The organism is Sphingomonas sp. RIT328 (assembly GCF_000632225.1).
In the GTDB taxonomy this organism is placed as follows: domain Bacteria; phylum Pseudomonadota; class Alphaproteobacteria; order Sphingomonadales; family Sphingomonadaceae; genus Sphingomonas; species Sphingomonas kyungheensis.
Window position 1 is genome coordinate 317,528 of sequence record NZ_JFYV01000012.1, and the last position, 13,567, is coordinate 331,094.

Sequence of the window (13,567 nt, forward strand, 5' to 3'; positions counted from 1 at the left end):
CCGGCGAGGCTTAACAATCGCGATGGATCTGTTCACCCACCGCTTGCGGCTTCATGCCGATCCGTCCCGCGTCGTCGTCCGGCCGTTCCACATTGCGTGGGGCGGCAAGGGCGGCCCGCCCAACCGTACCGAGCGACTGGTCGGCGAGGTGCTCGCCATGTCGACGAGCGAAGCGCGCGAGCAGCTGTCCGAGGTGCTCAAGGACTTCGAGGCGCGCCACTGGCAGACGCGGCGCGTGTTCATGACCCGCTATGACGAGATCGAGGATCTGCTCGGCCTCGACGGGGCGGAGATCAGCGACGAGAAGCGCCAGCTGATCGGCGCCTATTTCTGCCACGAATACAGCTATGCCGCCGCGGCGCTGATGAATCCCAGCGCGGTGCCGCATTTCGACCAGACCGGCATGCCGGAAGGATCGATGCGCATCCTGATGAGCCTGCGGTCGGTGGGTGAGGGGCATATCTCCTCGGTCGCCTTCCGCGAGGGGATCATCACCAGCGACCATGAACTGAAACTCGCGCCCGAGCCGCCCTTCGCCACCGCGACCGACGTCGTCGGCGCCGGCGAGGACGAGATGCCGGAAGGGCCGGTGACGGTCTGGCGACATCGCGATTCGACCTTGTCGGGCACGGTGATCTTCCCGATCACCCAGGCGCAGTCGAAGGGGCTGGAGGATCTGCGCATCGTCCATTTCCAGCATGACGACGGCACCATCGAGTGGATCGGCACCTACACCGCCTATAACGGCTCGGTGATCCAGTCCGAGCTGCTGCGCACGCGCGATTTCCGCGCATTCGATCTCGTGCCGATGTCGGGCCCGGCGGCGCGCAACAAGGGCATGGCGCTGTTCCCGCGCAAGGTCGCCGGCCAGTATATGATGATCGGCCGGCAGGACGGCGAAAACCTGTTCCTGCTCAAGTCGGACAGCCTCGAACATTGGGACGAGGGCGAGAAGATCCTGACGCCGGTCTTCCCCTGGGAGCTGGTGCAGATCGGCAATTGCGGACCGCCGATCGAGCTCGACGAGGGCTGGCTGCTGCTGACCCATGGCGTCGGCGCGATGCGCAAATATTCGATCGGCGCGGCACTGCTCGACAAGAACGATCCCTCCAAGGTGCTCGGGCGGACGCGCGAGCCGATCCTCGCCGCGAAGGACCAGGATCGCGAGGGCTATGTGCCCAACGTCGTCTACAGCTGCGGCGCGATCCGCCATGGCGACACGCTGTTCCTGCCCTATGGCATCGCCGACAGTTCGGTGGGCTTTGCCTTCGTCAAGATCACGGATCTGCTGGCCGCGATGGTGTGAGGAGGCGGGCGTCCGGCGGGCGCCCAGTCCTGCGGCTCGGCATCGGCCGCTTTGGTATAACCTATTAATGTCATCCCCGCGCAGGCGGGGATGACAGTCGCACGAGTGACGACCCCGACTGCGCCGCGGCGGGTCTAGCCCTTGCCTTCGTCCGTCTTGCCCTTGCCCTTCCGCTTCGCCGGTATCCGCGACAATTTCGTCAACAGCAGCGGGATGTCGTCGGTGATGAAGGTATCGGTCGGCACCGCGACGCTCGACTGTAACGCCTCGCCGACGCGCGACAGGCGGTCACGCTGCTCTTTTGCTGACGATGTCACGACTGACCCTACAAGACGCAAACGGCAAACCCGGCAATCGCCGGCCGAGGGGGGGGATGGCGGGGCGATCACCGGGTTCAGTCGGTCAAACGGACGATGTCCGACCGCGTTCCCACCGCGACCAACGGTTGGCCGCATTTCACGCCGCGACGGAGCGCCGGGTGTAGCGATACAGGCCTGCGATCAGCGCGAGGAAGGCGATCGTGCCGCCGATCAGCGCGGCGGGCGCGAAGCCGGCCGGCGCGATCGCCAGCGGCGCGTCCGAATTGGTGAGGTAGACGATCACCGCGAAGCCGACGCCCCACAGGCTTTCGCCGACGATCATGCCCGTCGCGGTCAGCACGCCCATCCGCTTGGCGAGTTCGACATCCGCCGTCCGCTCCGCCCAGCGATCGTAGATCGCGCCGATCACCGCGCCGATCACCACCGGCAGCGTCACCGCCATCGGCAGATAGACGCCGAGGCCGATGCCGAGCGGCGGCAGCCGCAGCTTGCCCGCCCGACCGAGCGCCTCGTCGAGCGCGATCACCGCGACGCCGACGAGCGCGCCATAGCCGATCATCGCCCAGTTGAGATCACCGCCGAGCACGCCCTTGGCGAGCGCCGAGATCAGCGCCGCCTGCGGCGCGGCGAGCGCATTGGGGCCGGCGCCCGGCGCGCCCTGGAAGCCGAGCGTCGTCGCGAGCAGTTCGAGCACCGGCGGCACCACCAGGCTGCCGAAGATGACGCCGAAGATCAGCGCCACCTGCTGCTTCCACGGCGTCGCGCCGACCAGCTGGCCGGTCTTGAGGTCCTGCAGATTGTCGTTGGAGATGGTCGCGACGCCGAAGACGATGCCGGTGACGATCAGCGCATAGGCGACCAGCGCCTGCGTCGTGTCCGCGCCCGCGCCGCGGCCGAACAGGCCGACCAGCATCAGGCTGGCGGCGAGCACCGACAGGATGCCGATCCCCGACACCGGGCTGTTCGACGCGCCGATCAGGCCCGCCATATAGCCGCAGACCGCGGCGATGATCAGGCCGAGCACCAGCACGAAGACCAAAGCACCGGCGATCAGCACCAGTGCCGAGCCGGCCAGCGGCCCGCCCGCGATCACCGACCAGAGCAGCCCGGCGATCGGCACCAGCGTCGCCAGCGTCACCGCGACGACGAGGCCGATCGACAGGTCGCGCTCGCCGAGTTCGAGCACCGCGCCGCCACGCTTCGCCTTGCTCGCCGCGATCGACGAGCGGATGCCGCCGAGCACCGGGCCGATGATCTTGAGCAAGGTCCAGATCGCCGCGACGCCGATCACGCCCGCGCCAAGGAAGCGGACGTCGGTGCGGAACACGCCGCCGACCCAGTCCTCGAGGCCCACACCCGCGGCGGCGGGCGACAGGCCGGTGAGGATCGGCAGCGCAATCCACCAGCCGATGATCACACCGGCGAACATCGCCAGCCCGACCGACAGGCCGACGAGATGGCCGGCGCCGATCAGCGCGAAGGAGAGCCCGCCCGAAATCGCGGTGGCACCGCCGCCGACGCGGAAGAAATGCGCCGCCTCGGCGACCACCAGCTTGGTCTGGGTGAGGATCGCGAAGCCGGCTGAAACCAGGGCGTTGACGACGATCAGCCGCAATCCGCGGCTGCTTTCCGCCTCACCGGCGCGGCTGCCCGCGCCGACCATCAGCACCTCGGCGGCGGCACGGCCTTCGGGATAGGGCAGATCGGTATCGACGACGAGCGCGCGGCGCAGCGGCACCGAGAACATCACGCCGAGGATGCCGCCGGTCATCGTGATCCCGGCGGTGAGCAGATAGGGGAAGCCCTGCCACCAGCCGATCATCACCAGCCCCGGCAGCACGAAGATGATCGCCGCGAGCGTGCCCGCCGCCGACGCCACCGTCTGGACGATATTGTTTTCGAGGATCGTCGCGCCGGGCAGATAGCGCAGGATCGCCATCGAGATCACCGCGGCGGGGATCGAGGTGGCGAAGGTCAGCCCGACCTTGAGTCCGAGATAGACGTTGGCGGCGGTGAACAGCAAGGTGATGAGCCCGCCGAGCAGGATGCCGCGAACGGTGAGTTCGGCGACGGGCCGCGCGGCGGGGCTGGGGGCGGTGGCCATGGGGGTAATGCGCTCGCTGGCAAAGGGAACAGGCGGCGGGTTGTGGCACGAGGCGAACCGGTCGGGCAATGCTTGCGGCGTGAACGACATAAAGCTGCGCCGGCTCGACAGATGACGCGGCTTTCCGCTAGGCGGCAGCCATGAAGACCAACACTCCCTTGCGCGTCGCCCTCGCCGGGCTCGGTACGGTCGGCGGCGGCGTCGTCCGTCTGCTCGACGGCAACCGCGATCTGATCACCCGCCGCGCCGGCCGTCCGATTGGAATCGTTGCGATTTCCGCGCGCGATCGCAGCAAGGATCGGGGCTTCGACGCGACGCGCTTCGCCTGGGTCGACGATATGCGCGATCTCGCCGGCCATGCCGCCGCCGATATCGTCGTCGAGCTGATCGGCGGTTCGGACGGCCCGGCGCTGACGCTGGCGCGGCAGACGATCGCCGCGGGCAAGGGGCTGGTCACCGCCAACAAGGCGATGATCGCGCATCACGGCCTGGAGCTCGCGACCGCGGCGGAAGCGGCGGGCGTGCCGCTCAAGTTCGAGGCGGCGGTGGCGGGCGGCGTGCCGGTGATCAAGGGGCTGCGCGAGGGCGCCGCCGCCAACCGCATCGGCCGCGTCTACGGCATTCTCAACGGCACCTGCAATTTCATCCTGTCCAAGATGGAGGCCGAAGGCCGCGATTTCGCGGAGGTGCTCGCCGAGGCGCAGGCGCTCGGCTATGCCGAATCCGATCCGAGCTTCGACATCGACGGCGTCGATGCGGCGCACAAATTGTCGATCCTCGCCAGCCTCGCCTTCGGCACGCGGCCCGCGTTCGGCGACGTGTCGGCGACCGGCATCCGCCACGTCATCGCCGCAGATATCGCGGAGGCGGCGGCGCTCGGCTATCGGGTGCGGCTGGTCGGTGTCGCCGAGGCGGATGCGCATGGCCTGTTCCAGCGCGTCCACCCGCATCTGGTGCCGATCGACCATCCGCTCGCGCATGTCACCGGTTCGCTCAACGCGGTGGTCGCGGAGGGCAATTATGTCGGCCGCCTGTTCTTCCAGGGCGCCGGCGCGGGCGAGGGGCCGACCGCGAGCGCGGTGGTCGCCGACCTGATCGATATCGCGCGCGGCGAATATGGCGCGCCTTATGCGATGCCCGCCGCGGCGCTCACCGCCGAGCCCGCCGCCGACACTGGCGAACGCCGCTCGCGCGCCTATCTGCGCTTCACCGTGCAGGATCGCGTCGGCGTGCTCGCCGAGATCGCCGCGGCGATGCGCGACGCCGGCGTCTCGATCGAGAGCCTGATCCAGCGCGGCGTCACCGCCGAGGGCGGCGCGATCGTCGCGATCGTCACCCACGAGGGGCCGGAGCGGTCGGTCGCGCAGGCGCTGGAGAAACTACGCGGTTCGCAGAGCCTGTCGGGACAGCCGTTGTGGATGCCGATCCTGGGGTGAGGGGCGTGTCGGGTGGCCCGTCGACGATTGTCGCTGAGATTGTCGGCCGCCGGGTCAGTCGCCAGAATTGGTTCCGTGCTCCCGTGCAGGCGGGGGGCATGGTCCGACGCCCTGCGCGCCTGCCGAGCGTGGCCGAGACACCTCCCTGTGCAATTACGTGTGACAGATATCTCCCTTACCACCCCGGCGGAGGCCGGGGTCCAGTTGGGAGATCGTCGCGTCTTATCGCTGCATCTTACCCAACTGGACCCCGGCCTGCGCCGGGGTGGTGCGCAGTTGGTCGGGCGACCGTTGGCGTTCCTTCCAGCCGGTCACCGCGCCGGCTCGCCGAGATCGATCGGCACCCGGCCGCGCGTATCGGGCTTCTTGGCAAAGGTGGCTCGCGTGACCTTCACCAACGCGGTCACGATCGGCACGATCGGTGGCGCGACGCCGACGGTGCAGCCCTCAAGGCGGGCGGCGCAGGGTGGCGCCTGGAGCGCGAAGACCTTGGTGGTGGACCGGTCGGGATTGGCGCCGCGGCCCGCCGGCGGATCGACCTCGTCGGGAAGCGGCAGCCGCTGCGCGCTCCTGCCGTTGCCGCAGACGACGATGTCGCTCCTGTCGTCGCGGGTCGGGCAGGGTTGCGGGGCGAGGATCGACCAGCGTTCGGACCCCGGTGCCGGAGTCGCCGCGGCCGTCGCGGCCTGGATCAGCAGCGCCAGCCCGATCATGGCGCGAGCGGCCGGTCGCGGATCCCGCCGACGCCGGTGCGGCTGCTGATCGTCGCGCCGGCCATGCCGCCGCCGACGAGGAACGGCGTCAGCTCCTCGACGGGGTTGGTGCGGTGGAGCAACCGATCGCGTTCGACCGCCACCGCCTCATGTTTGGGATCGCCGGGCTCGTAGCCGACGAACGGCACGCGGAAGCGGTCGGCGCGGCGACGGCCGCAGACGGTGATGTCGGTATGGTCGCGGTCCGCGGCGCAGCGCTCGCCGGCGATCATCGACTGGGAGCGGGCGAGCATCGTCGCGGCATCGTCGTCGGCGGCGGTCAGGAGCAACAGCAGCGCAAGCATCGGCATCGGCTCCCACGACGGGTGATGCCGCCAGTGTCGTCCAGCCGCCGGCGCGAATCAAGCCGCGATCGGTGCGACCCCCAGCCGCGGGATCTCGATCGCTGGACAGCGGTCCATCACCACCTGCAAGCCTGCCGCCTCGGCCCGCGCCGCCGCGGCCGTGTTGACGACGCCGAGCTGCAGCCACACCGCCTTGGCGCCGATCGCAATCGCCTCGTCGACCGCCTCGCCGGCGGCCTCCGGACGGCGGAAGATGTCGACGATGTCGATCGGGTCGCCGAGCTGGTGCAGGTCGCGGAAGACGAATTCGCCATGGACGTGCTCGCCGGTGATCTGCGGATTGACCGGGATGACGCGATAGCCGTGCCGTTGCAGCATCGCCATCACGCCATAGGATGGGCGGTCCGGACGATCGGAGGCGCCGACCATCGCGATCGTACGCGCGCCTTCGAGCAGCGCCTTGATCGCGGCGTCGTCGGTCAGCGGCATGCCCGTCTCCTCAATGCTGATGCAGCCAGTCGTCGACCGCTGCGGCTATCGTGTGGAACGCCACGCCGTCCGCGCCGTTCCCCGCCGCCGGCGGTGCGCCCGCGTCGGAGGCGGTGCGGATGCCGATCGCCAGCGGTACCCGGCCAAGGAAGGGCAGGCCGAGCCGCGCCGCCGTCTCCTGCGCGCCGCCGTTGCCGAACGGATCGGAGGCTTCGCCGCAATGCGGGCAGATATAGCCCGCCATATTCTCGACCAGTCCGATGATCGGGATGCCGGCCTTGTCGAACAGGTCGATCGCGCGGGTCGCGTCGATCAGCGCGAGATCCTGCGGCGTCGAGACGATCACCGCGCCCGCCGGCTTGTGCTTCTGCACCATGGTCAGCTGGACGTCGCCGGTGCCCGGCGGCAGGTCGAGCACCAGCGTGTCGGTCGCGCCCCAGTCGGCGTCGACCAGCTGGGTCAGCGCGCCCGCCGCCATCGGGCCGCGCCAGGCGATCGCCTTGCCGGGCGCGATCAGCTGGCCCATCGACAGCATCGGCACGCCGAACGGGGTGGCGACCGGATCGAGCACCTTGTCCTTGGCGGTCGGCCGTTCGTCCTCCGCCGCCATCAGCCGCGGCTGCGACGGGCCGTAGATATCGGCGTCGACCAATCCGACGCGGCGACCACGCGCCTTGAGCGCGATGGCGAGATTGGCGGCGAGCGTCGACTTGCCGACACCGCCCTTGCCGCTCGCCACCGCGATGATGCGGCGGTTGATCCGCTCGGCGGTGACGACCAGCCGCACCTCGCCCGACCAGGCCGCTTCCGCCGCCGCGCGCACCTTCGCCTCGAGCGCGTCGCGTTCCGCGCCGCCGAGCCCGGTCGCGTCGAGGACGATGCCGGCGCGCGTTCCGTCGAAGCGGAGCGTCGCGCGGTCGCCCGCGGCGGCGCGCACCGCGGCTTTCGTTACGTCTTGTGTCATCGCGCACCAGATAGGCCCGCGGCGGCGGCTTGCCACTGTTTTTCCGCGTTCGCCTTCTTATAAGGAACGGATGACAATTCTGCCGGGTCGCCGATCGCGCCCTCCCATTCTCGCCACCGAAACGCCCAAGGGGCCCTGGGGACAGGGTGATGACGCCAACGGCGGCGGCCCGCGCAATCCCTGGTCGCTGCCCCCCGGCGCACGCAAGCCCGGCGTGAAACCGACCGCGCTCGACGAGTTCCTCAAGAAGGCGCGCGGCGGCGGCGGCGGGGACAATGGCGGCGGGCTCGGCGGCCTGCCCGGATCGTCCAACCCGCGCGCGCTGTGGCTGATCGGGGCGGGGATCATCCTGCTGGTATGGATCCTCTACACCTCGATCCACCCGATCGCGCCGCAGGAACGCGGCGTCGTCACCTATCTCGGCCGCTATTCGGGGACGCTCGATCCCGGCATCGCGATGACGATGCCCGCGCCGATCGCCCGCGTCGTCAAGGTCGACGTCCAGAATATCCGCATCGAGAACTTCCCCGAGAGCGGCACCGAGAATCTGATGCTGACCCGCGACCAGAACATCATCGATCTGGCCTATGCGGTGCGCTGGAAGATCTCGAACCCGCAGAATTACGTCTTCCAGATCGATCGCCCGCGCGACACGGTGCGCGCCACCGCGGAGAGCGCGATGCGCGAGGTGGTGGCGAACGTCAGCCTCGATTCGGCGCTCGGGCCGGGCCGCGCGCTGATCGAGAATCAGGTGCAGGAGCGGATGCAGAAGGTGCTCGACGATTATAAGTCGGGGATCGTCGTCGTCGGCGTCGGCATCAAACAGGCCGATCCGCCCGCGCGCGTCAACGATGCGTTCAAGGACGTCACCGCCGCGCAACAGGATGCGCAGGGCCTGCGCAACCAGGCGCAATCCTATGCCAAGCAGGTCGTCGCCCGCGCCGAAGGCGAAGCGTCGCAGTTCGACAAGGTGTACGAACAATATCGCCTCGCCCCCGAGGTGACCCGCCGCCGCATGTATTACGAGACCATGGAGGCCGTGCTGGCCAAGTCCGACAAGACGATCGTCGAGCCGAACGGCGTCGTACCCTATCTGCCGATGGGCAATGCGCGTCGCCTGCCCGACGCGACGCAGCCGCCGCAGGTGCAGGCCACCGAGCCGACCGTCTCGGCAGCGGGAGGCGGCCAGTGACCGGCCTCTGGCGGCATCCGATCGCGCTCGGCCTCGGCGCGCTGATCCTCGTCATCCTGCTGTCGGCGACGATCACCATCGTGCCGGAGACGCAGCAGGCGGTGATCCTGCGCTTCGAACAGCCGGTGCGCACCGTCAACGCGTGGCGGCCCAACGAGCAGTTCGGCCGCACCGGCGCCGGGCCGATCCTGCGCATCCCGTTCATCGACCGACTGGTCTGGCTCAACAAGCGCGTGCTCGACGTCGATTACGACAATCAGCAGGTGCTGTCCTCCGACCAGCTGCGGCTGGAGGTGGACGCCTATGCGCGCTTCCGCATCATCGATCCGCTGAAGGCGGTGAACGCCACCGGCAGCACCTCGCAGACGGAAAGCGCGATCACCGAGGCGCTGCGCCCGCTGCTCGGCAGCTCGATCCGCAACGAGCTCGGCAACCAGCCGTTCGCGACGCTGCTCAGCCCCGAGCGCGATCAGGTGATGGACAATATCCAGACGCGGATGCAGCGGCTCGCCAGCCAATATGGCGTGCAGATCGTCGACGTGCGGATCAAACATGCCGACCTGCCCGACGGCAGCCCGCTCGACCGCGCGCTCGCCCGGATGGCGACCGCGCGCCAGCAGCAGGCGACGACCATCCGCGCGCAGGGGCAGAAGGAAGCGCAGATCATCCGTGGCGAGGCGGATGCCGCGGCGGCGCGCATCTATGCGCAAAGCTTCACCAAGGACGCCGACTTCTACGATTTCTACCGGGCGATGCAGTCCTACCGCCACACCTTCGGCGCGGATGGCGGCACCCCGCCGAGCGGGTCGACGTCGATCATCCTGTCGCCCGGAAACAGTTACTTGCGTGAGTTCGAAGGGCGGGGGCGTTGATCCGCGGGAAATGAGCCCCCAACTTTCGGCAGTATGAACATTCAAGCGGCGTTCAGGCGTTTGGTCGCAGTAAGGCACCACGTCCGAATGCCCCTTATCAAGAGGATCTTCTCCTAGTGCGCTACGCTTACGCCATCACCAGTGCGCTTCTCCTCGGCGGCGCGACCGCCACCCTGGCGCTCCAGCCGAGCACCGCGCAGCAGGCGCAGAACGAGCCCGGCGCGATCCAGGCGGCGGTGCCGCGCGCCGGCGCGCCGATGAGCTTCGCCGACATGGTCGCCAAGTTGCAGCCGGCGGTGGTCAACATCTCGACCAAGCAGACGATCGTCCAGCGCCAGCCGGCCAACCCCTTCTCGGGCACGCCGTTCGGCGATCTGTTCGGCGGCATGGGCGGCGGGCAGGGCGGTGCGCCGGTCAAGCGCGAGGGCGCGTCGCTGGGGTCGGGCTTCCTGATCTCGCCCGATGGCTATGTCGTCACCAACAACCACGTCATCGCGCCGGGTGCGGAGGGGGCGACGGTCAATTCGATCACCGTCACCCTGAGCAACAACAAGGAATATACCGCGCGGGTGATCGGCAAGGACCAGGATTCCGATCTAGCGCTGCTCAAGATCGACGCCGCCGGCCTGCCCTTCGTCAAATGGGGCGATTCGAGCCGTGCGCGCGTCGGCGACTGGGTGCTGGCGATCGGCGAGCCGTTCGGTCTCGGCGGCACCGTCACGGCGGGCATCATCTCGGCGATCAACCGCGTCACCGGCCAGGGCGGCGCCTATGATCAGTTCATCCAGACCGACGCCTCAATCAACCAGGGCAATTCGGGCGGCCCGATGTTCGACCTCAACGGCAATGTGATCGGCGTCAATTCGCAGATCTTCAGCCAGTCGGGCGGCAATATCGGTATCGGTTTCGCCATCCCGGCGGCGACCGCCAAGCCGATCATCGAGACGTTCATGAAGGGCGGCAAGATCACCCGCGGCTATATCGGCGTGACGATCGGCGGCGCGGTCAACGACGATGCCGCCGCGGCACTGGGCATCCCCAAGAACCAGGGCGAGCTGATCGCCCGCGTCGAGCCGGCCGGTCCGGCGGCGAAGGGCGGCCTGCGCGCCGGCGACGTCGTCACCAAGATCAACGGCCAGCAGGTGACCCCCGACCAGACGCTGACGCGCCTCGTCTCGAACCTCCAGCCGGGCACCACCGCCCGGTTCGAGGTGCTGCGTGCCGGTCAGCCGGTGTCGGTCAACATCTCGGTCGCGACCCGCCCGTCGAACGATCAGATCCGCGCGCTGGCGAACGGCGGCGAGGATTCGGGCGGCTTCGGGCCGAACGATCCGCAGACGGACGGCGACGACGACAGCGACGGCACGACGCAGGGCAGCACCGCCCCGCTCGGGCTCAACGTCCAGCCGCTGACGCCGGGGATCGCGCGCGCGATCGGCGTCGATTCGAGCGTGCAGGGGCTGGTGATCGCCACCGTCGATTCGAACAGCGACGCGGCCGGCAAGCTGAAGCGCGGTGACGTGATCCAGGCGATCAACGGTACGCCGGTCCGCACCACTGCGGACATGGCGCGACTGGTCGCGCAGGCCAAGGCGGCGGGTCGCCCGCAGGTGCTGCTGCTGGTGCAGCGCGGCCGCGGCGTGCCGCAGTTCCTGGCGCTGAAGGTCAAGTAAGCCGCCATCCGGACGCCGTCAGGGCCGTCGCTCCCATCGGAGCGGCGGCCCTTTCCTTTTCCCGGTCAGCCGCGGTAGGTCTGCTCGGGACAAGGGACAGGAACGGACATGAGCGACGGCATCTTCATCGGACTGGGCGGTGGCAAGCCGCAGACCCTCGATCTGAGGCGCGCCAACCGCCACGGGCTGATCGCCGGCGCGACCGGCACCGGCAAGACGGTGACGGTGCAGGGGATCATCGAAAGCTTTTCGAGGGCCGGCGTGCCGAGTTTCGTCGCCGACGTGAAGGGCGATCTGTCCGGCCTCGCCATGGCCGGATCGCCGCAGGCGAAGACGCACGCGGCCTTCGCCGCCCGCGCCGCCGAGATCGGCGAGAGCGACTGGGCCTATGCCGACACGCCGGTGCAATTCTGGGACCTGTACGGCGAGCAGGGCCATCCGATCCGCACCACGGTGAGCGAGATGGGGCCGCTGCTGCTGTCGCGGCTGATGGACCTCAATACGGTGCAGGAGGGCGTGATGACGATCGCCTTCCATGTCGCCGACACGGAGGGGCTGCTGCTCCTCGACCTCGACGACCTGCAGGCGATGCTGGCGCATTGCGCGACCCGCGCCGACGAGCTCACCACCAGCTACGGCAATGTCTCCAAACAGTCGATCGGTGCGATCCAGCGCGCGCTGCTGCAATTGCGCACGCAGGGCGGCGATCATTTCTTCGGCGAGCCGGCGCTCGACATCGCCGATCTGATCGCCACCGACGACAAGGGCAGGGGGATCGTCAACATCCTCGCCGCCGACAAATTGATGGCGGCGCCCAAGCTCTACAGCACCTTCCTGCTCTGGCTGATGAGCGAATTGTTCGAGCATCTGCCCGAGGTCGGCGATCCCGACAAACCCAAGCTCGTCTTCTTCTTCGACGAGGCGCATTTGCTGTTCGACGACGCGCCCAAGGCGCTGCTCGACAAGATCGAACAGGTGGTGCGGCTGATCCGGTCGAAGGGGGTCGGCATCTATTTCATCACGCAGAACCCGATCGACGTGCCCGATACGATCGCCGGGCAGCTCGGCAACCGGGTGCAGCATGCCCTGCGCGCCTTCACCCCGCGCGATCAGGCGGCGGTGCGGTCGGCGGCGGAGACGTTCCGCGCCAATCCCGGCGTCGACGTCGCCACCGCGATCACCGAGCTCAAGGTCGGCGAGGCGCTGGTGTCGCTGTTGCAGGCGGACGGCGCGCCGTCGCCGGTCGAACGCACGCTGATCAAGCCGCCGGCGAGCCGCGTCGGGCCGGTGACGCCGCAGGAGCGCGGCGTGATGATCCAGACCGATGCGATCGGCGACCGCTACGACACCGCGGTCGACCGCGAATCGGCGGAAGAGATCCTCGCCGCCAAGACGCAGGAGGCCGCCGCGGCGGCGGCCGCGACGCGCGCGCAGGACGATGCCGCCAAGGCTGCCGCGGTCCAGGCCAAGGCCGACGCGCAGGCGGCCAAGGAGGCCGCGCGCGCCCAGGCGGCGCAGGCGCGCGAGGCCGCCAACTCGCCCTGGGCCAAGGCGATGACCTCCGCCACCCGCGCCGCGAGCGCCTCGATCGGTCGGCAGGTCGCCAATGAGATCGGCAAACAGGTGTTCGGCAGCGGCTCGCGCCGCGGGTCGGCCGGCGGCGGTCTGATGGGGACGGTGCTGCGCAGCGTGCTGGGCAATCTGATGCGGTGATGGGAGTGCCGCGCAGCGTGCTGGGCAGCCCGATGCGATGAGGGGCGGACGGCTCGACGGGACCTCGCTGCGATCGTGCAGGCGCGTCCACCGCCTCGTTGAGTGATCTTTCCCTCACCCCCATTCGTCATCCCGGCGCAAGCCCGGATCCATGGACACGGTGGACCGGCGTCGGCGCGCTGGCATTCGCGTCCCGCCTCCATGGATCCCGGCTTGCGCCGGGATGACGAGAGTGGGGGACTGGGTGGCAAAGAGCGACAGGACGGGAGGCGGGCTGACGTAGGCGAAGGCCCGCGTCTCTCAACGGCTGCAAGCGGCTTTCCGCCCGCCGCGCCGCCGCCGCTCGTCTTCGCCTTCTGGCTCCTGCCTCCCGTTCGTCGCACTGCGCCTCCTCCTGCTAACTGCTAACTGCCAGCGGCCAGCGGCCAGCCACCAATCACC

Annotated in this window: 12 protein-coding genes; 6 read left to right on the forward strand and 6 right to left on the reverse strand. The window is 69.2% G+C overall.

Annotated features, from left to right (window positions below; genetic code table 11):
* Window positions 1-22 precede the first annotated feature (22 nt).
* Window positions 23-1,306 carry a glycoside hydrolase family 130 protein gene (locus BW41_RS07800; RefSeq protein ID WP_037533169.1) on the forward strand — a complete coding sequence of 428 codons (1,284 nt, stop codon included), beginning with the start codon at window positions 23-25 and terminating at the stop codon, window positions 1,304-1,306.
* Window positions 1,307-1,440: 134 nt separating this feature from the next.
* Here BW41_RS07800 and BW41_RS21525 read toward each other — a convergent pair whose 3' ends face one another.
* Both BW41_RS21525 and BW41_RS07805 read right to left on the reverse strand, forming a co-directional pair.
* Window positions 1,441-1,623, reverse strand: a complete 183-nt coding sequence (locus BW41_RS21525; protein ID WP_152542174.1) for a hypothetical protein — start codon at window positions 1,621-1,623, stop codon at window positions 1,441-1,443.
* Between the two features lie 139 nt (window positions 1,624-1,762).
* On the reverse strand, window positions 1,763-3,730 hold the full coding sequence (locus tag BW41_RS07805) for an OPT family oligopeptide transporter (RefSeq protein ID WP_037533171.1): 1,968 nt from the start codon (window positions 3,728-3,730) through the stop codon (window positions 1,763-1,765).
* Window positions 3,731-3,870: 140 nt separating this feature from the next.
* On the opposite strand from BW41_RS07805, the gene BW41_RS07810 reads away from it, so the two are divergent.
* Window positions 3,871-5,166 carry a homoserine dehydrogenase gene (locus BW41_RS07810; RefSeq protein WP_037533173.1) on the forward strand — a complete coding sequence of 432 codons (1,296 nt, stop codon included), beginning with the start codon at window positions 3,871-3,873 and terminating at the stop codon, window positions 5,164-5,166.
* 311 nt (window positions 5,167-5,477) lie between these two features.
* On the opposite strand, the gene BW41_RS07815 is transcribed toward BW41_RS07810, so the two are convergent.
* The 4 genes from BW41_RS07815 to BW41_RS07830 are packed head-to-tail and all read right to left on the reverse strand — an operon-like array spanning window position 5,478 to window position 7,676.
* The gene (locus BW41_RS07815; RefSeq protein WP_037533175.1) at window positions 5,478-5,879 is read right to left on the reverse strand and encodes a hypothetical protein; all 402 of its coding nucleotides are present in this window, start codon (window positions 5,877-5,879) and stop codon (window positions 5,478-5,480) included.
* The gene (locus BW41_RS07820) at window positions 5,876-6,229 is read right to left on the reverse strand and encodes a hypothetical protein (protein WP_235199683.1); all 354 of its coding nucleotides are present in this window, start codon (window positions 6,227-6,229) and stop codon (window positions 5,876-5,878) included. Before BW41_RS07820 ends, BW41_RS07815 begins: the two co-directional genes overlap by 4 nt.
* Before the next feature lie 51 nt (window positions 6,230-6,280).
* Complete coding sequence (locus BW41_RS07825; RefSeq protein WP_037533178.1) at window positions 6,281-6,712, reverse strand: CoA-binding protein; 432 nt, start codon at window positions 6,710-6,712, stop codon at window positions 6,281-6,283.
* 10 nt (window positions 6,713-6,722) lie between these two features.
* Complete coding sequence (locus BW41_RS07830) at window positions 6,723-7,676, reverse strand: Mrp/NBP35 family ATP-binding protein (RefSeq protein ID WP_037533183.1); 954 nt, start codon at window positions 7,674-7,676, stop codon at window positions 6,723-6,725.
* Between the two features lie 70 nt (window positions 7,677-7,746).
* On the opposite strand from BW41_RS07830, the gene hflK reads away from it, so the two are divergent.
* The 4 genes from hflK to BW41_RS07850 all read left to right on the forward strand — a co-directional run bounded on the left by hflK (window position 7,747) and on the right by BW41_RS07850 (window position 13,126).
* Window positions 7,747-8,868 carry an FtsH protease activity modulator HflK gene (hflK, locus tag BW41_RS07835; protein WP_037533185.1) on the forward strand — a complete coding sequence of 374 codons (1,122 nt, stop codon included), beginning with the start codon at window positions 7,747-7,749 and terminating at the stop codon, window positions 8,866-8,868.
* Entirely contained in the window at window positions 8,865-9,740 is an 876-nt protein-coding gene (gene hflC / locus BW41_RS07840) for a protease modulator HflC (RefSeq protein WP_200870370.1), read from the forward strand. The genes hflK and hflC overlap by 4 nt, the downstream gene beginning before the upstream one ends.
* A 116-nt stretch (window positions 9,741-9,856) precedes the next feature.
* Window positions 9,857-11,413 carry a Do family serine endopeptidase gene (locus BW41_RS07845; protein WP_037533186.1) on the forward strand — a complete coding sequence of 519 codons (1,557 nt, stop codon included), beginning with the start codon at window positions 9,857-9,859 and terminating at the stop codon, window positions 11,411-11,413.
* 108 nt (window positions 11,414-11,521) lie between these two features.
* Window positions 11,522-13,126 (forward strand): helicase HerA-like domain-containing protein, encoded by a 1,605-nt coding sequence (locus BW41_RS07850; RefSeq protein ID WP_037533188.1) that lies wholly within the window; start codon window positions 11,522-11,524, stop codon window positions 13,124-13,126.
* Window positions 13,127-13,567: the final 441 nt, after the last annotated feature.

Excerpts from the sequence above, each read along its gene's own strand:
- BW41_RS07805 (WP_037533171.1), bottom strand. The coding sequence starts at position 3,730 with ATGGCCACCGCCCCCAGCCCCGCCGCGCGGCCCGTCGCCGAACTCACC.
- BW41_RS07820 (WP_235199683.1), bottom strand. The coding sequence starts at position 6,229 with ATGCCGATGCTTGCGCTGCTGTTGCTCCTGACCGCCGCCGACGACGAT.
- BW41_RS07815 (WP_037533175.1), bottom strand. The coding sequence starts at position 5,879 with ATGATCGGGCTGGCGCTGCTGATCCAGGCCGCGACGGCCGCGGCGACT.
- BW41_RS07830 (WP_037533183.1), bottom strand. The coding sequence starts at position 7,676 with ATGACACAAGACGTAACGAAAGCCGCGGTGCGCGCCGCCGCGGGCGAC.
- hflK (WP_037533185.1), top strand. The coding sequence starts at position 7,747 with ATGACAATTCTGCCGGGTCGCCGATCGCGCCCTCCCATTCTCGCCACC.
- BW41_RS07850 (WP_037533188.1), top strand. The coding sequence starts at position 11,522 with ATGAGCGACGGCATCTTCATCGGACTGGGCGGTGGCAAGCCGCAGACC.
- BW41_RS07810 (WP_037533173.1), top strand. The coding sequence starts at position 3,871 with ATGAAGACCAACACTCCCTTGCGCGTCGCCCTCGCCGGGCTCGGTACG.
- BW41_RS07800 (WP_037533169.1), top strand. The coding sequence starts at position 23 with ATGGATCTGTTCACCCACCGCTTGCGGCTTCATGCCGATCCGTCCCGC.
- BW41_RS07825 (WP_037533178.1), bottom strand. The coding sequence starts at position 6,712 with ATGCCGCTGACCGACGACGCCGCGATCAAGGCGCTGCTCGAAGGCGCG.